The organism is Leisingera sp. S132 (assembly GCF_025144465.1).
Taxonomy (GTDB): domain Bacteria; phylum Pseudomonadota; class Alphaproteobacteria; order Rhodobacterales; family Rhodobacteraceae; genus Leisingera.
In genome coordinates, this window is record NZ_CP083553.1 from 753,670 (window position 1) to 774,082 (window position 20,413).

General features: G+C 61.2%; 21 protein-coding genes. 7 read left to right on the top strand and 14 right to left on the bottom strand.

The window, feature by feature from the left end; genetic code table 11:
• The first annotated feature begins 106 nt into the window (after window positions 1-106).
• Complete coding sequence (locus K3725_RS03580; RefSeq protein ID WP_260017493.1) at window positions 107-565, top strand: Lrp/AsnC family transcriptional regulator; 459 nt, start codon at window positions 107-109, stop codon at window positions 563-565.
• Window positions 566-687: 122 nt separating this feature from the next.
• Here K3725_RS03580 and K3725_RS03585 read toward each other — a convergent pair whose 3' ends face one another.
• Complete coding sequence (locus tag K3725_RS03585; RefSeq protein WP_260017494.1) at window positions 688-1,080, bottom strand: DUF3307 domain-containing protein; 393 nt, start codon at window positions 1,078-1,080, stop codon at window positions 688-690.
• Window positions 1,081-1,314: 234 nt separating this feature from the next.
• Between K3725_RS03585 and K3725_RS03590 the strand changes: the two genes are divergently transcribed.
• Complete coding sequence (locus tag K3725_RS03590; RefSeq protein WP_260018561.1) at window positions 1,315-4,272, top strand: ABC transporter transmembrane domain-containing protein; 2,958 nt, start codon at window positions 1,315-1,317, stop codon at window positions 4,270-4,272.
• Between the two features lie 27 nt (window positions 4,273-4,299).
• On the top strand, window positions 4,300-5,160 hold the full coding sequence (locus K3725_RS03595) for a fumarylacetoacetate hydrolase family protein (RefSeq protein WP_260017495.1): 861 nt from the start codon (window positions 4,300-4,302) through the stop codon (window positions 5,158-5,160).
• Between the two features lie 161 nt (window positions 5,161-5,321).
• Here the strand turns inward: K3725_RS03595 and K3725_RS03600 are convergent, their stop codons facing one another.
• From K3725_RS03600 to K3725_RS03640, 9 genes are all read right to left on the bottom strand, one after another.
• Window positions 5,322-5,606 (bottom strand): helix-turn-helix transcriptional regulator, encoded by a 285-nt coding sequence (locus K3725_RS03600; protein ID WP_260017496.1) that lies wholly within the window; start codon window positions 5,604-5,606, stop codon window positions 5,322-5,324.
• Between the two features lie 273 nt (window positions 5,607-5,879).
• Window positions 5,880-6,986 (bottom strand): Zn-dependent alcohol dehydrogenase, encoded by a 1,107-nt coding sequence (locus K3725_RS03605; RefSeq protein WP_260017497.1) that lies wholly within the window; start codon window positions 6,984-6,986, stop codon window positions 5,880-5,882.
• Between the two features lie 124 nt (window positions 6,987-7,110).
• Window positions 7,111-8,448, bottom strand: a complete 1,338-nt coding sequence (locus K3725_RS03610) for a lyase family protein (protein WP_260017498.1) — start codon at window positions 8,446-8,448, stop codon at window positions 7,111-7,113.
• The gene (locus tag K3725_RS03615; protein WP_260017499.1) at window positions 8,448-9,158 is read right to left on the bottom strand and encodes an alpha/beta fold hydrolase; all 711 of its coding nucleotides are present in this window, start codon (window positions 9,156-9,158) and stop codon (window positions 8,448-8,450) included. Before K3725_RS03615 ends, K3725_RS03610 begins: the two co-directional genes overlap by 1 nt.
• Window positions 9,151-9,942: a 3-oxoadipate enol-lactonase gene (gene pcaD / locus K3725_RS03620; RefSeq protein WP_260017500.1), complete on the bottom strand. Its 792-nt coding sequence runs from the start codon at window positions 9,940-9,942 to the stop codon at window positions 9,151-9,153. The genes K3725_RS03615 and pcaD overlap by 8 nt, the downstream gene beginning before the upstream one ends.
• A gap of 70 nt (window positions 9,943-10,012) precedes the next feature.
• A complete protein-coding gene (locus K3725_RS03625) occupies window positions 10,013-11,209 on the bottom strand; it encodes an endonuclease/exonuclease/phosphatase family protein (RefSeq protein WP_260017501.1) in 1,197 nt (398 codons plus the stop codon).
• Window positions 11,210-11,254: 45 nt separating this feature from the next.
• Window positions 11,255-12,232 carry a threonine/serine dehydratase gene (locus tag K3725_RS03630; protein ID WP_260017502.1) on the bottom strand — a complete coding sequence of 326 codons (978 nt, stop codon included), beginning with the start codon at window positions 12,230-12,232 and terminating at the stop codon, window positions 11,255-11,257.
• A complete protein-coding gene (locus K3725_RS03635) occupies window positions 12,229-13,059 on the bottom strand; it encodes an alpha/beta fold hydrolase (protein ID WP_260017503.1) in 831 nt (276 codons plus the stop codon). Before K3725_RS03635 ends, K3725_RS03630 begins: the two co-directional genes overlap by 4 nt.
• 7 nt (window positions 13,060-13,066) lie before the next feature.
• Window positions 13,067-13,753, bottom strand: coding sequence for a haloacid dehalogenase type II (locus K3725_RS03640; RefSeq protein ID WP_260017504.1), 687 nt, complete (start codon window positions 13,751-13,753; stop codon window positions 13,067-13,069).
• A 137-nt stretch (window positions 13,754-13,890) separates the two neighbouring features.
• On the opposite strand from K3725_RS03640, the gene K3725_RS03645 reads away from it, so the two are divergent.
• Both K3725_RS03645 and K3725_RS03650 read left to right on the top strand, forming a co-directional pair.
• Window positions 13,891-14,331, top strand: coding sequence for a peptidylprolyl isomerase (locus tag K3725_RS03645; RefSeq protein ID WP_260017505.1), 441 nt, complete (start codon window positions 13,891-13,893; stop codon window positions 14,329-14,331).
• A 123-nt stretch (window positions 14,332-14,454) separates the two neighbouring features.
• Complete coding sequence (locus K3725_RS03650; RefSeq protein WP_260017506.1) at window positions 14,455-15,261, top strand: DUF3592 domain-containing protein; 807 nt, start codon at window positions 14,455-14,457, stop codon at window positions 15,259-15,261.
• A 96-nt stretch (window positions 15,262-15,357) separates the two neighbouring features.
• Here K3725_RS03650 and K3725_RS03655 read toward each other — a convergent pair whose 3' ends face one another.
• The 3 genes from K3725_RS03655 to fabA are packed head-to-tail and all read right to left on the bottom strand — an operon-like array spanning window position 15,358 to window position 17,940.
• The gene (locus tag K3725_RS03655; protein WP_260017507.1) at window positions 15,358-16,149 is read right to left on the bottom strand and encodes an enoyl-ACP reductase; all 792 of its coding nucleotides are present in this window, start codon (window positions 16,147-16,149) and stop codon (window positions 15,358-15,360) included.
• Between the two features lie 6 nt (window positions 16,150-16,155).
• Window positions 16,156-17,385, bottom strand: a complete 1,230-nt coding sequence (gene fabB, locus K3725_RS03660) for a beta-ketoacyl-ACP synthase I (protein WP_260017508.1) — start codon at window positions 17,383-17,385, stop codon at window positions 16,156-16,158.
• A gap of 45 nt (window positions 17,386-17,430) precedes the next feature.
• On the bottom strand, window positions 17,431-17,940 hold the full coding sequence (gene fabA, locus K3725_RS03665) for a bifunctional 3-hydroxydecanoyl-ACP dehydratase/trans-2-decenoyl-ACP isomerase (RefSeq protein WP_260017509.1): 510 nt from the start codon (window positions 17,938-17,940) through the stop codon (window positions 17,431-17,433).
• 215 nt (window positions 17,941-18,155) lie between these two features.
• Here fabA and irrA point away from each other — a divergent pair, with 215 nt between their 5' ends.
• Window positions 18,156-18,572, top strand: a complete 417-nt coding sequence (gene irrA, locus K3725_RS03670; RefSeq protein ID WP_260017510.1) for an iron response transcriptional regulator IrrA — start codon at window positions 18,156-18,158, stop codon at window positions 18,570-18,572.
• Here irrA and K3725_RS03675 read toward each other — a convergent pair.
• The gene (locus tag K3725_RS03675; protein ID WP_260017511.1) at window positions 18,537-19,469 is read right to left on the bottom strand and encodes a LysR family transcriptional regulator; all 933 of its coding nucleotides are present in this window, start codon (window positions 19,467-19,469) and stop codon (window positions 18,537-18,539) included. The genes irrA and K3725_RS03675 overlap by 36 nt on opposite strands.
• 99 nt (window positions 19,470-19,568) lie before the next feature.
• On the opposite strand from K3725_RS03675, the gene K3725_RS03680 reads away from it, so the two are divergent.
• Window positions 19,569-20,366 (top strand): phytanoyl-CoA dioxygenase family protein, encoded by a 798-nt coding sequence (locus tag K3725_RS03680; RefSeq protein ID WP_260017512.1) that lies wholly within the window; start codon window positions 19,569-19,571, stop codon window positions 20,364-20,366.
• Window positions 20,367-20,413: the final 47 nt, after the last annotated feature.

Consider the following 20,413-nt stretch of genomic DNA (forward strand, 5'->3'; position numbering starts at 1 on the left):
AGTAATCCCGAATGCTTGAAAAGATTTGCCCGATTTGTTGGTTTTGCGATGATTTGTGGTTAAGTTACCCCTCGTTAAGCTCTGATGCGGGGAAAGTGACCGGAAAATGGATATCAACGACCGAGACCGCCGTATCCTGACGCTGCTGCAGGAGGATTCCCGGATTTCCAACGCTGATCTCGCAGAGGCTGTTGGAATGTCGCCGTCTGCCCTTTGGCGCCGGGTCAGGGCACTTGAAGAGGCGGGTATCATTGAACGCTATGGTGCGGTGGTAAATGCGCCAGCAATGGGGCTTGGTTTCCAGGCAATCGTGCATGTCCATTTGACCCGTCATGACCCGGATAAACTGGTGGAGTTCATCCGCGCCGTTGAAACAAACCCGCTGGTGCAGGAGTGCTATGCCACAACCGGTCAGGCGGATTACCATCTGCGGGTGCTTGCTCCGGACTTAGATGTCTACAACCGCTTTCTTGAAACCTTTCTGTTCCGTCTGCCTGCGGTCGCCAGCGCGCAAACCAACGTAGTTCTGCGCACAATAAAACGGGACATGCCTGTGGTGCCCTGACCGGGTCGCCTCTAACACGGCCCTTCTTGCAAAAGAGCCAGAGTGCAAATCTGTGATTTCTTGGTGGTTTCTTTCCCGGCAGCGCTCCTGGGGAGAGCAGTTTCCTATTCAGGTTCCGCTTTTCAGGTTGCTGCGTACTTCACCCAGGCCCAGGCCATGGCGATATAGGTCAGCTGGTGCAGCGCCTGGTCCGATCCCATGGCCTGCCAGAACATCGGTTGCTGTGGATTAAGATTTTTGCGCTCGGAAAAGCGGGCTTTGCCGAAATCGATGTGGAAATGCACCAGCCACTCCAAAACCGCGAGCACGAGAATAAAGTTCAAAGGAGCGCCAAACAGCAGAAAAATGATTGCCGAACCGGCGATATGAACGCCTGCATGCTGCGCCCGCCCGGTGTGCACGTAAGCGCAGCGGCCAGAAAGCATTTTTGGAGTCTGCAGGAAAAAATCGGCAAACAGGTGCTTGACCTGCAAGGCGCAGAGAAGCAGCAGCACGGATCCGACATATTCCGGCAAACCAAAAAGTCTCCTGAAAGTACACTTGGCTGGCACCTTACGGATTTTTTGCCGTCTGGCAAATGTTGCAACTGCAGGGTGCCGCAACGGGATTTGGCCGGTTTCTGCCCATTGCCTGCGCTGGCCAAACCGCGCTACCCATAGAAAAACCTTGCATGATGCCGCCAATTACGGAGCTTTCCCATCGAGCGCTCTCTGTTCCGCTTCATCTGGAAATACTCGAAACGCGACCAGCTGGTGCTGCTTGTCGTGACCGCTTGCCTGTTTCCGCTGCTCTACTTGACGCTAGAGCTGCCGAAACGGATCATCAACGACGCGATAGGTGCTGAAAGCTCGACCATCACGGTGCTGAGCCATAGTTTTGATCAGCTGACCTTCCTCTGGATTCTTTGCGGTGCCTTTCTGGTGTCAGTGCTGTGCCACGGTCTGCTGAAGATGCGGATCAACACCATGAAAGGGGTGCTGGCGGAGCGGATGCTGCGCCGTTTCCGCTATCAGCTGATCGCCCGAGTGCTGCGCTTTCCGCAGCCCTACTTTGAACGGGTGAGCCAGGGGGAATTGGTATCGATGGTCACATCAGAGTCTGAGCCGATGGGCGGGCTGATGGGGGACGCCGTGAGTCAGCCCGTTCTGCAAGCCGGGCAGATGCTGACCATCTTGTTTTTTCTGTTTTTGCAGAACTTCTGGTTCGGAATGGCGGCGATTGCATTGATCCCGTTGCAAGGCTGGCTGATTCCGATGCTGCAGAGGCAGATCAACCTCTTGAACAAGAAACGCATCAAACAGGTGCGGTCGCTGGCTACCGAAATCGGGGAAAGCGCGGCTGGAGCTTCGACCCTGCGGATAAATGGCGGCTGGCGTTACCGGATGGCGATCATCACGGCCAGGCTCGGGCGTCTCTATGACATCCGCTTCCAGATCTACCAGAAAAAGTTCTTTATGAAGTTCCTCAACAACTTCATTACACAGTTGACCCCGTTTTTCTTCTACGCGGTTGGCGGCTACCTGGTTCTGCAGGGCAAAGTTTCGCTTGGGGCGCTGGTTGCCGCGCTGGCCGCATATAAGGATCTCGCTTCCCCGTGGAAGGAGCTTCTGGCCTATTACAACCAGACCCAGGACATGAGCCTGCGCTGGGAGGTGATCCTGGAACGTTTTGCCCCGCAGGGGATGGTGGACGAAGCGCTGCTCACAGGGGATCCGGACGAGCTGCAGCACCTTTCTGGAGATGTGGTGCTCGATTCCGTCACCGTGCGTGACACTGATGGCAACCTGGTGCTGGAGGAACTGAGTGCAACTTTTCCGGCCGGGCAAGTGATCGGAATCGCAGCGCCGTCAGAAGAGGACCGCAGGGCACTGGCGGAGCTACTGACGCGTGAAATTCTGCCGACCTCAGGAATTGTTACTGTGGCAAAGCAGGATTTGAGCGGGTTGCATCAGGCCGTGGTCGCAGCTCGCATAGGCTATGCCACCTCGCGGCCGGTTCTGTTTCAGGGGTCTTTTGGCGACAATGTGATGATGCCGATGCGGATGCGTCCGCAGGGCGAGCCGAACAACCTGCACGAACTGGAGATTGCTGTTCAGGCGGGGAACAGCCCGGATCCATTTGACGCGCCATGGTTGGACCCCAAGCTGGCCGGGTTTTCCAGCGAGGCAGAACTGAGGGGCTGGTGGCTGAAAGTAGTGGAGGGCATCGGCTCAGATACGGCCCTGTTCCGGCGCGGCATTGAACAGCGTTTCGAGGAAGCCGCGCACAAGGAGCTGGCAGAGCAACTGGTTAGCTTGCGCCCGGCAGTGCGTGAAGCAATCGAAAATGCAGGATTGGATGTGCATGTGCATTTCCTGGACCCAGAGAGCTACAATCCGGCCCTGCCTGTTGCTGAAAACCTGCTGTTCGCGGCCTCTCACGAGCCACTGACCGGCGAGACGCTGCATCAGCAAAGAGATTTTCTGGACCAGCTGAAGCAATTGGGCCTCGATGAAAGCCTGGTCGCGCTGACCCGCGACGTTGTTGAAATGCTGCGGCAGATCTTTGGTGTGGATGGAACCGGCCATCCGCTTTTCCGTAAGCTCGGCCTGGATGTTACTGCATATGAGACCGCGCTGACGCTGGTCGACCGGTCCGGCTCTGCTGAAGCATCTTCGCTTAGCCGGGAAGAGCTGGCGCAGCTGCTGATCGTGCCTTTCACCATCTCAGCCGAGCAGATCGGACCAGCTTTTGAAGATGATATGAAGGAACGTATCCTTGGTTTCCGCCGCAGTCACGGAGACGGGCTGCTGAAGTCCTTGGGCACAGGCTTTGTATCCTTTCAGCAGAACGCCATTACACCCAGTTTCACGGTTTTGGAGAATGCGCTGTTCGGCAAGATATCCGATGCCGCCGGCGCCAAGGGCGACGAAGTGCGCAAACTGGTTTCGGACCTTATGGTTCGTGAAGGTTTGCGTGATCAGGTGGTGGAACTGATATTCGACATGCCCATTGCTGTTGGCGGACAAGGGCTGGCAGCCAGTTTCGCAGAACCGCTCGCCTTCTGCCGTGCGACGATCAAACGTCCCGACATCCTGATCCTCGACTCAGCGATGGCGAGCTATGATCTGGAAACCCGTGTTGCAGTGCACAAGAATCTGCGCAAGCTTTTGCCTGACACGACGCTGATCTATCTGGCCCCCGGGTTTCAGAGCCCGGACGTCTTTGATGTCTATTTTGAATTGCGCCAAGGCCGGCTGGTCAGTGATGAGGCTCAGGCGGAGGTTGCTGAAGACGGAGCAGCCAGTCAGGATCTGGCGCGCAAGCTTCGTGCTCTCGAACAGACAGAGCTTTTCTCAGGCCTGAACCGTCGGCAGTTGCGCCTCTTGGCTTTTGGTGCGCGCTGGTACGATGCCAAGGCAGGTGAGGTGGTATTCCTCAAGGATGATGAGGCTTCAGACGGTGCCTATATGATCCTGTCGGGTGAGGCAGATCTTCTGCTTCCGCAGGAGGGGCGCGAAGACCGGCTGATTGCGCAAGTGGGGCCAGGCCGGCTGGTCGGAGAACTGGGGCTGATCCGTCAGGAGCCGCGGGCACTGAGTATGGTTGCATCCAGCGATTTGCGGTGCTTGCGAATCGGCGAAGAGGAGTTCCTGGCAGTTGTCGAAAACGACGCTTCGACGGCCTTCAAGCTTCTGCAAGTGGTGGCTGGTTATGTATCCAACTGATCCGGTGACCGTACGGGAGGAAGTGAAATGAAACTGCTTCGATACCGCTTGGGCTCAGAGGTGCTCCCGGGACTGTTGGACAGTTCGGGTGCGATCCGGGACTTGTCCGCCCATGTGCCGGATATTGCAGGAGAGGCTCTGAGCGAAAGCGCGCTGGCCCGGTTGGCCGCCCTGGACCCCGTTACTTTGCCTCTAGTGGAGGGGAAGCCGGACCTCGCTCCTTGTGTTGGACAGCCTGGAAAGTTTCTCGGTATCGGCCTTAATTACACTGATCATGCCGAAGAAATGGACATGGATCTTCCAGAACATCCGATCCTGTTCCTCAAGGCAACGTCTTCTATCAGCGGGCCGGACGATGATGTAATCCTGCCCCGCGGCTCTGTGGCCACTGACTGGGAGGTTGAGCTGGGCGTGGTAATCGGCACCAAAGCGAAATACGTGACCGAGGCTGAAGCGCTTGACCATGTTGCAGGCTATTGCGTGATCAACGACGTGTCGGAAAGGGATTTTCAAACCAAGCTGACGGGGCAATGGACAAAGGGCAAAAGCTGCGACACTTTCGGGCCGACGGGACCCTGGCTTGTGACCAGGGATGAGGTTCCGGATCCGCAAAACCTTTGGCTGACTTGTGATGTGAATGGCATTCGGCGGCAGACGGGCAGCACCAGGCGAATGGTGTTCACTGTTGCGCAGATCATTTCACATCTAAGCGAACTGATGACGCTGCACCCCGGTGATGTGATTGCAACTGGAACCCCGCCGGGAGTCGGAATGGGGGCCAAGCCTGAACCGGTTTATCTAAAAAACGGCGATGTGATGCGCCTGGAGATCGAAGGACTTGGGGTGCAGACTCAGGAAGTCAGAGCAGAAAAGGTAGAAGACGTATAGCCAACTGAGCGGCTATTCCCGTCTGCTGCCTTGTAGTTGAAATGTCAAAGGCGGACAGTCTCTGCCGGGAGTAATGGTGTAGTGCAAACCAGGCCCTCATGATGAAAACTGTTCTCCAATCCGCTGTCCTGCAGGGCGTCAGCTAGACAGGGGCGAGGCTCTTATTCGCCATTGCAGAACTGTTTGTACAACAGGGCAATTATCTCTTCCGTGTTGCCGTTGTTCAGAGAATAGAACACGGATTTCCCATTGCGCCGGGCTTTCACGAGCCCATCCTCCCGCAACCGGGCCAGCATTTGGCTCACCGCTGCTTGGCGCAGCTCCAAAAGCTTCTCAAGTTCGCTGACTGATTTCTCCCCGGCGCTCAGATGGCAAAGGATCATAAGCCTGCCTTCATGCGCGAGAGTTTTCAGGAAAGCTGTTGCGGCTGCAGCACTTTCCTGCATGGTTGCTTCCGGCGGGTCGCCGTCATTTCTTGACGGTTGCACTGCTTCATTTCCTGCTGTTTCCTCACAGCTTGCCTTCCAATGGCGTCCCGGTCATCCAGCAGTTGAGTTTCATTCCGGTATCGGCGGAGAGCCACCGGTGAGGGCCCAGCCATGAGCGTAGTCGCGCCTGCAAAGTTCAAATCTGATGGGAACGGTAGGACGGCCATTGGCAGGTGGTGAACGAGCGCCCACGGTGCAGGTAATGACTTCCATAATCTTCTCCGCACCACTTCAGCCTGCCGTGCCGCTCCGGTCGAAGATGATGATGTTCCGTTTCGCGTTGCCGGACTTGGTGTCGGCAATTGCTTCATTGATCTGCTCCAGAGACCAGCGGCCGGAGATCAGTTCATCCAGTTTTAGGCGGTCTTGCTGATACAGATCCACCATCCAAGGAATGTCGCGCTGGATCACCGCATCCCCCATCTTGGAGCCGATCAATCCCTGACCCACTGCGGCCAGCACAACTGGTTCGTAGGCGGCCTTGGCGCCGGAATGCGGCATGCCGATCAGCACCGCTTTGCCGCCGCGGCCTAAATACCGCGGTGCCTGATCATAGGCGGGAATGGCTCCGACGGTTACCAAAACCGCATCAGCGCCGCGTCCTCCAAGAGCCTTATGGGCCGCTTTCCACGGCTTGTCTTCGGTGGCAAGCACCCCGTGGGTGGCGCCAAACTCCTTGGCGGTTTCCAGTTTGTCAGGTTTCATGTCGACGGCCACGATGCGGCGGGCGCCAGCAATACGGGCGCCCTGAATGGCGTTGAGGCCTACGCCGCCTGCGCCGATGACCACCACGTCCTGGCCTGCACGCAGCCGGGCCGCGTTGACTGCCGCCCCCACACCGGTGATCACCCCGCACGAGATCAGCGCCGCCGCGTCCTTGCCGATTTCTGCCGGGATCTTCACGATCTGACGCTGGTCCACCACCACCTTCTCGGCAAAGGCGCCGCAAGCCATCGCCTGCTCCAGCGGTTCGCCGCTGGCCGTCTTCAACGGACCGTTAACTGTGTCATAGGGCGCTTCGCAAATCACCGGCCTGCCGCCCGCGCAGGACGGGCAGGTGCCGCAGCTGCGGATCAATGTGACCACTACGGAATCGCCAGCGCTGAAACCTTGCACGCCTGTGCCGACCCCGGTGATCACCCCGGCGGCCTCGTGGCCGTAAACCGCCGGCAGATGCCCGCCCCAAGCGCCTTCGGCAAAGGAAATGTCGCTGTGGCAGATTGCAACCGCGTCCAGCGTGACCTCGACTTCACCCGTGCCGGGCGGCGCCAGCTGCACGTCCTCGATGACCAGCGGGGCGCCGAATTCATGGCAGACAGCGGCTTTGATGGTTTGCATGATTATCCTCCCCGTTTGCAGTCAGGGTGACGCGCCGGGGTGGTTGCATCAAGCGGGAATACGCAGGGCGGGACGCGTTGTAACGTCACGGAAGACGCCCTGCGCGCTGCCGGGCGCAATCCTGTCAGGGATTGCGCAGGCTGTCCGTTTTCTTGCTGAACTGAAGGGCCTCCCAAGGGGCATGGCCCATCTGCCTGGCGGGGTCAAATAAGGCATCCGCATCCAGGTCCGGATAGTCCCGCGCCACAAGATCCCGCAGCGGGGTTTGCGAGGCCTGAGCCTCCTGGCACAAGGTTTTGACGGCCGCCTGGGCATCGGGCCGCGGTATTTGCGCAGCCAGGGCAAAACTCAGTGCTTCGGCGTGGATCAGGCCCAACCCGGACGACAGCGCAGCCGCCATGGTCTCAGTGCGCGGCGCAATGACAGCGCACAGCTCCTTTCCCGTTCTTGCTGCAGCTGCCGCGCCCAGAACGATCTGCGGCAGGCACATCCATTCGGTGAACCAGGCCGCACCGTCGCGCTGATGCTGCTGCATCGAAGCGCCCTGAAGGACAGAGAATAGACCGCTGCCCTGCCGGGCCAGGGCCGCCAGCACCGAGGGGGCAACCGGGTTCTGCTTCTGGGGCATGGTGGAAGAAGCCCCGGCTCCGACGAGCGAAATCTCCTGGACCCCGCTTTGCGCCAGCGCAGTGCAGTCTTCGCCGATTTTGCCAAAGGCAAGGTTCACGCGGATCATCCAGTCCGCGATGCGCAACACCGGTGTGCGGTCGGTGTGCCAGCTGCGCCCCGGATCCTGCAAGGCCAGCCCCTTTGCCATGGCGGCGCGCACCTCTGCCGCCTTCATTCCCAGCGCGCTGGACGTGCCCGCCGCGCCGGACAGGGACACCATCAGGCAGGATTGCCGCAAGTCAGGCAGCTCTTCCAGCAGGTTCAGCAGCGGGGTGCCCCAAGCCGCCGCCACTGCGCCGAAGCTGGTGGGGGTTGCGTGCTGCCCGTAGGTGCGGGCGGCCATCGGCAGCTCCGCATGCGCTTTGGCGAGCTCGCCAAGCGATAGCACCGCGGCTTTTACGTTCGCCTCAACCAGCGCCAGCGCCTGGCGCAGCCGCAACATGAGCGCGCTGTCCATGATATCCTGCGAGGTCGCACCCCAATGCACATATTGCGCATGCTCGGGCGCCTTCATTTCTTCGCGGAACGCGGCCACCAGCCCCGGAACCGGCACGCCGCTCTGCCCCGCAGGCCGTTTCAGAACACCCGGGTCGACGGCGATCTCGACCACGGCCCGCCCGATCGCAGCCGCGCTTTCCTGAGGAATCACACCTGCTTCGCCTTGCGCCTTGGCCAGCGCGCCCTCGACCAGCAGCATGGCGCGCACTTCGGCGCTGTCCGAGAACAGGCGGCTGGCCTCGCCGCTGCCGAATAGCTCGCCATAGATTTGGCTGTCAAAGACAGAACCCGCCATCAGAAGTCCTTTGCAATCTGCCCCATCAGCTCTGCCAGACTTTCCGGGTCAGCGAAGAAGGGCGAATGGGATGTGTTCATATCATGTGCCCGCCCTGGCGGCAGGCGGGCCGCCATCTGAGCCTGGTATTCCGGCGGAATGACCCGGTCTCCGGTGCAGCGGATGTAGGTTTTGGGCACGGCTTCAAACCGTTCGCTCAGGCGAACCGGCGTGTCCTGCGGCAGGATTGGCTGCTCGCAAAGGTTTTCCATGGCAAAGCGCACCGCTTCGGCCGGGCAGTCGTGATAGAACAGATCCGGCGTGGTCTCCGGAACCAGGCTGTACGCGGTGCCTGCCTCGTTCTTCCGGGTTGCGCCTTCCAGGGTCTGCCGGGGTCCTGCCTTTCGCATGCCGATCAGGGACATGCCGCTGACCGGCAGATAAGCGCAAAGGTAGATCAGCCCGCGCAACCGCTCGGGATGCGCATCGGCTGCCGCAGAAATGGGAAAGCCCCCCCAGGAGTGCCCGACGATCAGGGTGTCCGGGGTGGAGGCCGCGGCAACCGCCTCAGCAGTTTCAGCGAGTGTCACGCCCGCGGGATCCCGCCCGTCCGCGTGGCCGGGCAGGGTGATGGAGCGGGCTGAGTGGCCGCGGGTCTCCAGAGCCGGAACCACGTCGCGCCAGCACCATGGACCGTGGCAGGAACCGTGAACAAGAAGAAACTCAGCCAATGTGCCCGGTCTCCCTCAGGAAGGCCGTCAGGCGCTCTGTGTATTCATCCGGCTGTTCGACACAGGGAATGTGGCCCGCGCGCCGGATCAGGTGGAACTGGCTGCCGGGGATCAGGTCCACCGTTTCGCGCACCAGGTCGGGCGGGGTGGAGCCGTCCTCGGACCCGGCAATTCCGAGGCATGGCAGCCTCAGCCCGCTGGTCGGAGTGTAGAAATCGGTGCCCGCAATCGCCGCGCAGCAGCCTGCGTAACCATCACGCGATTGCTGAACCAGCATGTTGCGCCACAGCTGCATCTCAGGCGTGGCGCGGAACCCGCGGGCAAACCAGCGCTCCATCACTGCATCGGCCAGCGCCTCGATGCCGTCGCTTTGAACGGTCCGGACGCGCTCTTTCCACATCTCGGGGGTGCCGATCTTGGCGGCGGTGTTTGACAGCACCAGCGCACGGATCTGGTCCAGCCGCTTCACCGCCAGTCCCTGCGCGATCATGCCGCCGATCGACAGGCCCACTAACATGCAGTCGCGCACCTCCAGGTGGTCCAGCAGCCGCTCCGCATCCCGCACAAGCGCACCCATCGAATAGGGGGCAGGCGGGCAGGAGGACAGCCCATGCCCGCGCTTGTCGTAGCGGATGATGCGCAATCCTGCGGGCAGCCTTTCCACCACAGCATCCCAGACTCTTAGGTCCGTGCCGAGCGAGTTGGCAAACACAATGGGGGCGCCGCCTGCATCACCGTCAACGCGGTAGTGAAGCTGGACATCACCCAGATCTGCAATCTGCATGGGGTACCTCGTTTCTGCTCCGCCGCAGTCTACCTGTGCCGGGGCAGGGAGGTAAAGCAATCGGCAGGGCTCAGCCGTGCAGCTCCATATGGGCCATGATCTGGCCATGGTCCGAGGCAAGCTTGTTGTACGGCGCCTCCGGGTGGCTGCCATCGGTCAGATGGTCGTTGAAGACGCTGTAATAGTGCATCTTGCCGACCGCTCCGTGCCAGTCCGGGTCGAAGTGGCGCGACATGTAGATCTGGTCGATGCTCTCGTGAACTCCGCCAAAGGTCGTGGTGTAAACCACGTCGCGCAAGGATTTCCGCAGGAACATTTTTTCCGCCGAGCGCAACCGCACCCGGTCTACAGCCTCGCGGATCTGCGTGTCCTCGGCCTCGCTGTAGCGGTCGCCCGGGTGCTGTGCATCGTGGCGCAGCATCCAGGTATAGTTCTTGAACGGCACCTCGCCGGAGATGATCTCGCTGCTGACCGCGTGTTCACCGTCGTTGAAGTCTCCCAGCACCATAACCGGCCGGCCCTGTTCCAGCTCGTCCAGCACCGCGCGGCGCAGCACCCAGGCCTCGCCCATCCGCCTGAGCGCCGCGCGCAGCGACCCCATCGCCCTGCCTGCAGCATCATAGGCTGGCAGCACGATCTCGGGCGGGTAGGGGGCGCCCTGCGGCTTGATGTATTCGCCAAGTTTCGATTTCAGGTGGCAGTTGAAGACGCTGATCACCTGATCCCCGACCGGGACCTGCACCTTGAGGATCGGGCGCGACAGTCGGCGGAGCGTGTAAAAACCCGCGTCGTCCTCCTCACCCAAGCAAGCCATCGGAATATCCAGCGGCTGGGCAAGCTCCTGGATCACTTCCGGGTCTTCCTCAAAGCCGAAACGCGACAGCACCGCCAGCCCGGGCCGCCGCTTGCCCGGTTCGCTGGTGTCATTGAGGTTGGGGGCGAAAGCCAGCTCTGCCTCGGCATAGGAGCCGTATGCCAGTTTCTGGAATATTGCCTTGCGGTGATAGCGTTTGGCAGGATCGGGGATGCTGGCAGCATTGGCCAGCGCACCGCGCCGGTCGGCTTCGGCAATCACCTGCCGCAGCGGCGCTTCCTCAAAGATTTCCTGAAACCCGACGATGTCGGCATTCAGCGTCAGAAGCTGGTCGGCCATCCAATCCGCCTTCCACGCGTATTCTTCAGGCGTGTAGCTTTGAAAGCGGTAGTATTCCCGCTCCGGGCCGATCAGATTTTTGACGTTAAAAGAGGCGATGGTGAAACGTGTCATGACGTGTCCCCCTGGCTGCCGCGCGGACCATCGCGCGGCCAGGTCTCAAGCATAACGCGACAGCGCCTCCCGGAACAGCTCTGCATCCACATTGCCGCCGGTTGCCACTGCGATCACAGCCTCGCCTTCGATCTCATCCGGGTGGAACAGGGCTGCCGCCAGAGAGGCCGCACCTCCGGGCTCCAGCACGATCTTCAGCCGCAAGAACGCCAGTGCCATTGCCCGCAGCGCCTCTTCCTCGGTGATGACGAGCCCCGAACCGCACAGGCGGCTGAGGATCGGAAATGTGACATCCCCCGGCTGCGGTGTCAGGATGGCGTCGCAGATGCTGCCCGACTGGCTGGGATTGTGCCGGATTTCGCCTGCTGCCAGCGACCGGGTCACGTCGTCGAAACCTTCCGGCTCCACCGGCCGGACGTGCAAGTCTGGCGTGCGGGCTTCCAGCGCCAGCGCAATGCCAGAAGACAGCCCGCCGCCGCCGCAGTTGACCAGCACCTCTGCTGTGCTGACACCTTCCGCTGCGGCCTGTTCGGCAATCTCCAGCCCGCAGGTGCCCTGGCCGGCAATCACCAGCGGCTCATCATAGGGCTTGATCAGCGTCAGCCCGCGGTCTTCAGCGTATTGCGCGCCCACTGCCTCGCGGCTTTCACCGCCGGCACGGTCATACAGCACCACATCGGCACCCAGATCTCGGGTGTTCTGGATCTTAAGCTGCGGCGCATCCGCCGGCATCACGATTACCGCAGGCACGCCGTGTGCCTTGGCTGCAGCCGCCACCCCCTGCGCATGGTTGCCGCTGGAATAGGCGATCACCCCGCGCTTTCGGTCCTGTTCCGGCAGCGCCGAGACCGCCGACCAGCCGCCGCGGAACTTGAACGACCCGGTATGCTGCAGGCATTCCGCCTTCACCAGCAGGCGCCGCCCGGCGATCTCGTCGAGAAACGGCGAGGACAGCAGCGGGGTTACGCGGGCATGGCCCTTCAGCCGCTCCGCCGCGGCTTCGATCATGGCAATTGAGGTCATTTGATCTGATCCAGAACTGAATGGATGAGGGCGAGCGCTTCCGGCTCGTCCAAAAAGGGAACATGGCCGCGGTTGGCGATTTCCGCTGCCTGCAAGGCGGGCAGGCGGCATTGCATCTCCGCAAAGGTTTCTGCACTCAGGATGTCTGAATTCGCGCCGCGGATCACGCCGCAGGGCAGGCCGTCCAGCGCTAGGAACAGCGGCCAAAGATCCGGCGGCGGGCCTGCTTCAGCTTGCGCCAGCAGCGCGTCCCGCAAGCGCGGGTCATAGCGAAGGGAAAGCCCGTCCGGGGTTTGATCGTAGAAAGTTTCGACCTCCTCGTGCCATCGGCCCGCCGGCACGTCCGGAAAGGCAGGAGCCATAAGAAGCTCCAACGTTTCCGCGGCCTGCGCATAAGATTTGGCTGCCGGGCGGCGGCCCACATACTCCATGATCCGGGCGATGCCGCCAGGCGGGATCTCAGGGCCGACGTCATTCAGGATCACCGCCGACAGCCTGTCCTTGGAAATCGCCGCCAGTGTCATCGCCACCAGCCCGCCGCGCGAGGTGCCGAGGATGGCGCCCCGGCTGACACCCAAATGATCCAGCAGCTCCAGCACATCCTGCGCCTCACGCAGGACATTGTAGTTCGTGAAGTCGGGGTCATGATCCGATTGCCCGCGTCCACGGGCATCCAGGGAGATCATCCGGTAGCGCGCGGCATGCGGTGCAAAATAGCGGAAGTCCCGGCCGTCCCGCGTCAGGCCTGCCAGGCACAAAAGCGGCAGGCCTTCGCCGGTGTCTGTGTAATGCAGGCGCAGCCCGCCCGAAGTGTCAAAGAAAGGCATCTGCGGTTCAGCCCTTTGCAAGGTCCGGGATGGTGGTCAAATCTGTCAGGATGTGCGCCGGTTTCCAGGGCAGGCGGTCCACGGGCTCGCCCGCGCGGTTCACCCAGGCGGTCACAAAGCCATAGCCGGCGGCCCCAGCCGCGTCCCAGCCGTTCGAGGAGACGAACAGCACGTCCTCCCTGGCGCAGCCGAACCGTTTGCCAACCAGATCATAGACGCGGGCATCTGGTTTGAAGATGCCGACGCTTTCCACCGACAGAACATCATCCAGAACATCGCTCAGCCCTGCCGACTGCACGGCGCCATCCAGCATGGCAGGGGAGCCGTTTGACAGGATCGCGGTATTCACGCCTGCGTCTTTCAATTCCCGCAGCATCGCGGGCACTTCCGGATAGGCCTGCAGCTCCCAGTAGAGATCCAGCAGCCGCTGGCGCAGCGCGACGTCGCCGGACAGTCCGGCCGCCTCCATCGCCCAGTCGAGCCCGTCCTGCGTCACGTCCCAGAAATCAGCGTGTGCATTGGTGATGGCGCGCAGCCAGGTGTATTGCAGCTGTTTCAGCCGCCAGTGGCTGGCAAGCTCTGCCCAATTGTCCTGCAGGTGCGGAAATGCGGGTTCACTTGCGGCCTGCCGGGCGGCGGCGGCGACATCGAAAAGCGTTCCATAGGCGTCGAAGATACAGGTGGTGATCGGCATTCTGTCCTCCCCTGCGGCGAGAGTGGCACGAAGGCAGAGAGCGGGCAAAGCAGGAAATTGTACCCATACGGGTTTACATCGCGTCTACTGGCGCTAGGCTGCGCCCCTTTATCAACCCGTAACCGATAGGAGATCTCATGACAGGGGTAAAGAACGGCGACACCGTGCGCATCCACTACACTGGTAAGCTGACGGACGGCACCGTTTTCGACAGTTCCGAAGGGCGCGACCCGTTGGAGTTCACCGTGGGCGCGGGCCATGTGATCGCCGGCATGGATGCCGGTCTCGAAGGCATGGGCGTAGGGGACAAGAAGACCCTCGAGATTCCTTGCACCGAAGCCTATGGGCCGATCAACCCTGCTGCGCGCCAGGATATCCCGCGTGAGGGTATCCCGGCAGATATTCCGCTGGATCTCGGCACCCAGTTGCAGATGCAAAGCCCCGATGGCCAGGTGCTGCCTGTAACCGTGGTCGAAGTCAGCGACGACACGGTAACGCTGGATGCCAACCACTTCCTGGCGGGCAAGGACCTGGTCTTTGATGTCGAGCTGGTTTCGATCAACACCACCGCTGCCTAGAGCGAATAGGGCGGCTGCTCCTGCCGCTTGCAAACCTGATAAATAGTGGCCACTTGGGCTTGAGCGATGGCGGGGAGCCCTCCTAATGTGTCCCCAGGAATGGGACGCAGGGAGTTGGCAAGGATGAACGCGGAAATCTATCAGCCGGGCGACCCGGTCGCCGACATCCTGTTTAACTGGTCGCCGCTTGTCGCTGCTGCGCTGGCCTGCGCGTTTGGTGCGGTTCTGCTCCACCTCGGGTTCTGGACCTACGTCAAGGCGGCATGGCTTAAAAGGTCGGGCGTCGAATGTAATGCTCGGGTCACCGGGAAATGGCTGAAGAAGGGCTATGCCGATAGGCGCGAGCGGGACCGCGCAAAACCTGCCAAGTACCATTACCTGCAGTTCGAACGCACCGAGGGCGGCCGGATCTATTCGGCCAAGGATGTGGCTCCCATCGCATTGTGGGAGGAGGTTGAGCCAGGAGACCAAGTCGCGGTGGTTCACCTGCCTGGACGCGCCTTGATGCGGCTTTCCGGTTGGCCGGATCACATCGGGCGTAACGCAGGGGTGTTCCAGATGGCAGCGGGCGGGCTGATCACTGCGTTCTCTGCAAGCATAATGATTTCTGGCGCGCTTGCTGCACTAGGGGGGCCGGAGTATCAGGAGATCGGTTCGGACTGGATCAGAGATCAAGCGGTAGTGCAGCGGGTCGGCACACCTGCGGATCCGTATATCCGCCTTTTTGCACCGGACAAGATCTACGTTCATGTGAATATTGGCGACACCCAGGGCGGGCGGCTGATGGCGAACCAGCGGCTGGTTCTGTTGTCGCCTGAGCAGTTTGCCGGCGCCCGCATCTCTGAGAATGACGTACTTAAGGCCTGGGTGGATCCGGCTCAAGCAAACAACGCGGTTCTGGACATGGAGCTTGACCGCTCATTGCGCTGAAACAGGTGAAACAGGTGAAACAGGTGAAACATTACTGACTGAATCGTAAAAGGGCACCTGGAAGGGTGCCCTTTTCCATTTCACTTTGTGCCGGTTTTACAGCTGATCCGGCTGTGGCATACCCAGGATGTGAAAGCCGCCATCGACCCGGATGATCTCGCCGGTGGTGCAGGCGCCGGCATCTGAGGCCAGGTAAACCGCAGTTCCGCCAACGGCCTCAAGTGTCGCATTGTCGCGCAGCGGCGCGTTCTGGGCGGTGTGCTTGAAGGTCTTGCGCGCGCCGCCGATTGCGGCTCCGGCGAGGGTCTTCATCGGGCCGGGAGAGATCGCGTTCACGCGGATGCCTTCCGGACCCAGATCATTGGCCAGATAACGGGTCGCCGATTCCAGTGCGGCTTTGGCCACGCCCATCACATTGTAATTCGGAACCACCTGGTTCGAACCTTGATAGGTCAGGGTCAGCAGAGTGCCGCCGTTCTCCTTCATCAGCGGGTGGGCGCGCCGCGCTACCTCGATGAAGGAATAGGCCGAGATATCCAGTGAATTCTTGAAGTTCGCCCGCGTGGTATCCAGGAAACGCCCGGTCAGCTCGTTCTTGTCCGAATAGGCAATCGCATGTACAACGAAATCAAGTGAGGGCCAACGGCCCGCCAGTTGCTCAAACGCCGCGTCCAGCGAGGCATCATCGGTCACATCCACATCGACCATGAAGTCAGAGCCGACGGTCTGCGCCAGCGGCTCCAGCCGCTTGCCAAAGGCTTCACCCTGGTAGGTAAAGGCCAGTTCGGCACCGGCATCCGCCATGGCCTTGGCGATGCCCCAAGCGATGGAACGGTCATTGGCAACGCCCATAATCAGGCCGCGCTTGCCTGTCAGCAGTCCCGCCATCGTCTTTTATCCTTTGTACTTGCTCAGAACCATCGAGCCGTTGGTGCCGCCAAAGCCGAAGCTGTTGGTCATCACCGAGTCGAGGCCTGCGTTTTCCACCAGGCTGGTGGCAATCTCACCCGGCAGGATGCCTTCGGCGAGGGTGTCGACATTGATCGACGGAGTAATGAAATCATTGTCCAGCATCAGGAGGCAGAAGATAGCCTCCAGCGCACCGGCAGCGCCCTGGGCGTGGCCGGTCATCGACTTGGTCGAGGAGATCGGCGGCACTTTGCCCTCGCCGAACACCCGGCGGGCGGCCTCAACTTCGCCGACATCACCCACAGGGGTCGAAGTGCCATGCGCGTTGATGTAATCCACCTTGCGGCCTTCGGGCAGGGTCGACAGCGCCAGACGCATTGCCCGCTCGCCGCCTTCACCGGACGGCGCGACCATGTCGTGTCCGTCTGAAGTTGCGGCAAAGCCGGTCACCTCTGCATAGATCTTCGCGCCGCGGGCCAGCGCGTGCTCCAGATCTTCCAGCACCACGATGCCACCGCCGCCGGAGATCACGAACCCGTCACGGTCCTGGTCAAAGGCACGCGAGGCTTTTTCCGGCTCGTCGTTCTTCTTGGAGGACATCGCGCCCATAGCGTCGAACAGGCAAGAAAGGGTCCAGTCCAGCTCCTCGCCGCCGCCGGCGAACATCACGTCCTGCTTGCCCATCATGATCTGTTCAGCGGCATTGCCAATGCAGTGCAAGGAGGTCGAGCAGGCCGAGGTGATCGAGTAGTTGATGCCCTTGATCTTGAACGCGGTCGCCAGGTTGGCGGAGATCGTCGAGGACATGCACTTCGGCACCGCAAACGGACCGATCCGTTTGGTCGCGCCGGATTTCAGCACAGTCTGATGCGCGGTCAGCATAGCAGAGGTCGACGGGCCACCGGAACCGGCCACCAGGCCAGTGCGCTCGTTGACCACCTGATCCTGGGACAGGCCCGCATCGGCAATCGCCTGGCTCATCGCGATATGGGCATAGGCCGCACCGGGGCCCATGAAACGCAGGGTGCGCTTGTCCACATGCTCGGCCACGTCGATTTTCAGCGTGCCGGCCACCTGGCTGCGGAAGCCGTGCTCAGCCATTTCCGGGCTGGCAACGATGCCGGATTTCCCGGCCTTCAAAGAAGCGGTGACCTCTTCGGCATTGTTCCCGATGGAGGAGACAATCCCCAAACCGGTGACGACGACGCGGCGCATGTGCGTACTCCTGTTTCTGTGACTTATGTCCTGCCGGAAAGCGTATCAGTTTTCGGACAGGGCCACTTTCATATCTTTGACTTGGTAGATCACTTCGCCGTCCGCTTCGACGATGCCGTCTGCGACGCCCATGGTCAGGCGGCGGGTTTGCACGGCCTTGGTGAAGTTCACGCGGTAGGTCAGCATCTTGCGGTCCGGACGCACCATGCCGGTGAGCTTCACTTCGCCCACACCCAGCGCATAGCCGCGGCCCTGCCAGCCACGCCAGCCCAGGTTGAAGCCAGTGAGCTGCCACAGCCCGTCCAAGCCCAGGCAGCCGGGCATGATCGGGTTGCCGGGGAAATGGCAGTCAAAGAACCACAGGTCCGGGGTGATGTCGAATTCGGCAATCACATGGCCCTTGCCGTGCTCGCCGCCATCGCCGGAAATCTCGGTGATGCGATCCATCATCAGCATCGGCGGCGCCGGCAGCTGGGCGTTGCCGGGCCCGAACAACTCGCCCCGTGCGCATTTCAGCAAATCGTCCTTGTCAAAGCTGCTGGGGTAATCGGCCATTCGGGCGCATCTCCTGCCTGAGGTTCGTGTATATATATCTGGATCCCTGTAACACCCGGCCAAAGGGTCCTGCAAGGGTACCCCGCGTCACTTCCTGCACTGATTGTGCCGCAGGCGCATCGGAGTCGGCCCGCCAGCTGCGAATGAATTTCATTTGAAAACCTCCGGGTGTTGCACCTATATATACGGTCAGCAACGCGAAGCAGGACCTGCTCATGACGCCGAATAGCGAAGAAGTGGCCACACGCTGGCTGACAGATGCCGGGCTGAGACCCACCCGGCAGCGGGTTGCGCTTGCCGAATTGCTGGTCGGCGACGGCAAGCACCGCCACATCACCGCCGAAAGCCTGTTCGAGTCGGCCCAAAAGAACGGTGCTGCAGTGTCTTTGGCCACCGTCTACAATACTCTGCGCGCCTTCTGCGATGCGGGCGTGTTGCAGGAAATACCGCTGGACGGCTCCAAAAGCTATTTCGACACCAATACCCATGATCACCCCCATTTTTTCTGGGAGGATGAGGGCCGCGTCAGCGATGCCCCTGCGCAGGAACTGGTGATCCACAAGCTGCCGGAAGCGCCTGAGGGGATGGAGATCGCATCAGTTGACGTCGTGATCCGCCTGCGCAAGGTCTGACCCGGCGGCGCCCAGTTCTCTTTGCAAAATGCGGTAGGCCTGATGGGCCGCAGAGGCCTCTGGCAGCTCTGCATGTGCTGCCAGAATCACCGGTTCCTCTGCCCCCGGATCGATGACCCGGACCGTGCGCAAAGGTTTGCCGTCATAGCTCATGCCGCCGGGCGGCAGGCTGTAGCTGATACCGACACCTTCGCCATTGGCTGCGAGGCTGCGCAGAAGCTCCAGCGAATCCGCCCGGTGCGCAATCCGCGGCACAAGCCCGTGCGCCTTGAACAGCCCCAGCATATGCTGCACTGAAAGCCCCTCCTGCGACAGAACCAGCGGGTGCTCCGCCAGCTCAGTCAGAGAAATAGCGCCGCGTCCGGCCAGCGGATGATCCGGCGGTAGCAGCGCATGCGGTGACAGCCGCTGCAATTCCGCCCGGCTGAAACCCGCGTCCAGTCCTAGGTCATAGGTTATCGCCAGATCTGCCTCGCCCTCTGACAAGGCTGTGATCAGAGGCTCAAAACCGCAGGCCTGGTGGCTGATCTCAACCTCTGGCATGGCAAGACGCAGCGCCTTCAAGGCAGGGGCCAGCAGGAAAGGGGCTAGGTCGGAGAAGCAGACCAGCAGCAGACGCTGCTGCCCGGCGCTTGCTGCCTTGGGGTCTTCCAGCAGGGCTGCCTGCTCCAGCAGCAACTGGGCTTTTTCGGCAAATAGCCTGCCCTGCGACGTCATCGCCAGCGCCGCCCCGCGGCGGCGCAGAAATAGCGGATGGCCCAGATGGTCTTCGATCCGGCTCAGCGCCGCGGAAAGTGCTGGCTGGCTGACATGCATGGCTTCCGCCGCGGCGGACAGGCTGCCATGCCGGGCTACGGCGCAGATGTATTCGTAGTGGCGCAAAGTCAAATATAACATGAGATGAAGGGTATCTTAGAAAGATATGATTTGAAACTATGCCTGTGCCGCGGCAGGAATAGCGCATCAGAATTGCATCATTCAGAAGCGGAGGCAGCAATGGTCCACCCCCTCATCACCCCGGAGCATGTCGAACAATACCAGCGCGACGGCGTGGTTCTGATCCGCGGTCTGTTCGCGGACCAGGTTGAACTGCTGCGCGCAGGGGTTGCTGCAAATATGGAAATCCCCGGGCCTTATGCGTCGAACAATGAAAAAGCGGGCCAGACCGGGCGGTTCTTCGACGACTACTGCAACTGGAGCCGCATTCCTGAGTTCCAGCAGGCGATTGAAGACTCCCCGGTCGCTGAAGTCGCTGCTGACCTGATGAAATCCACTTCGGTACAGCTGTTCCACGACCATGTGCTGGTGAAGGAGCCGGGCACCTCGATGCCGACCCCTTGGCACCAAGACGGCCCTTACTACTTCGTTGAGGGCAGTCATACCATCAGCTTCTGGTCTCCGCTGGACGAGGTGCAGGACGCGACCCTGCGCTGCGTGGCCGGCTCGCACAAATGGGAGAAGGAAGTGCTGCCGACCCGCTGGGTATCAGAAGAGGATTTCTTTCCGGATGAAGGCCAATACATGCCAGTCCCGGACCCGGATGCCGAAGGCATGACCGTGCTGGAGTACCCGATGCAGCCGGGTGACGCGGTGGCCTTCAACTACAAGATCCTGCACGGCGCCCGCGGCAATACCTCCAAGTCGCGCCGCCGCGCTTTCTCGTTGCGGCTGGTGGGGGACGATGCCCGATATGTGGAACGCCCGGGCCGCACTTCGCCGCCGTTTCCAGGCCACGATATGCAGCCGGGGCAGCGCCTGCGCGAGGATTGGTTCCCGATCCTGCTGCAACGCTAAAGGGGAGGGGGCGTTGCCCCCTCAGGCCTTTGGCCTTCACCCCCTGA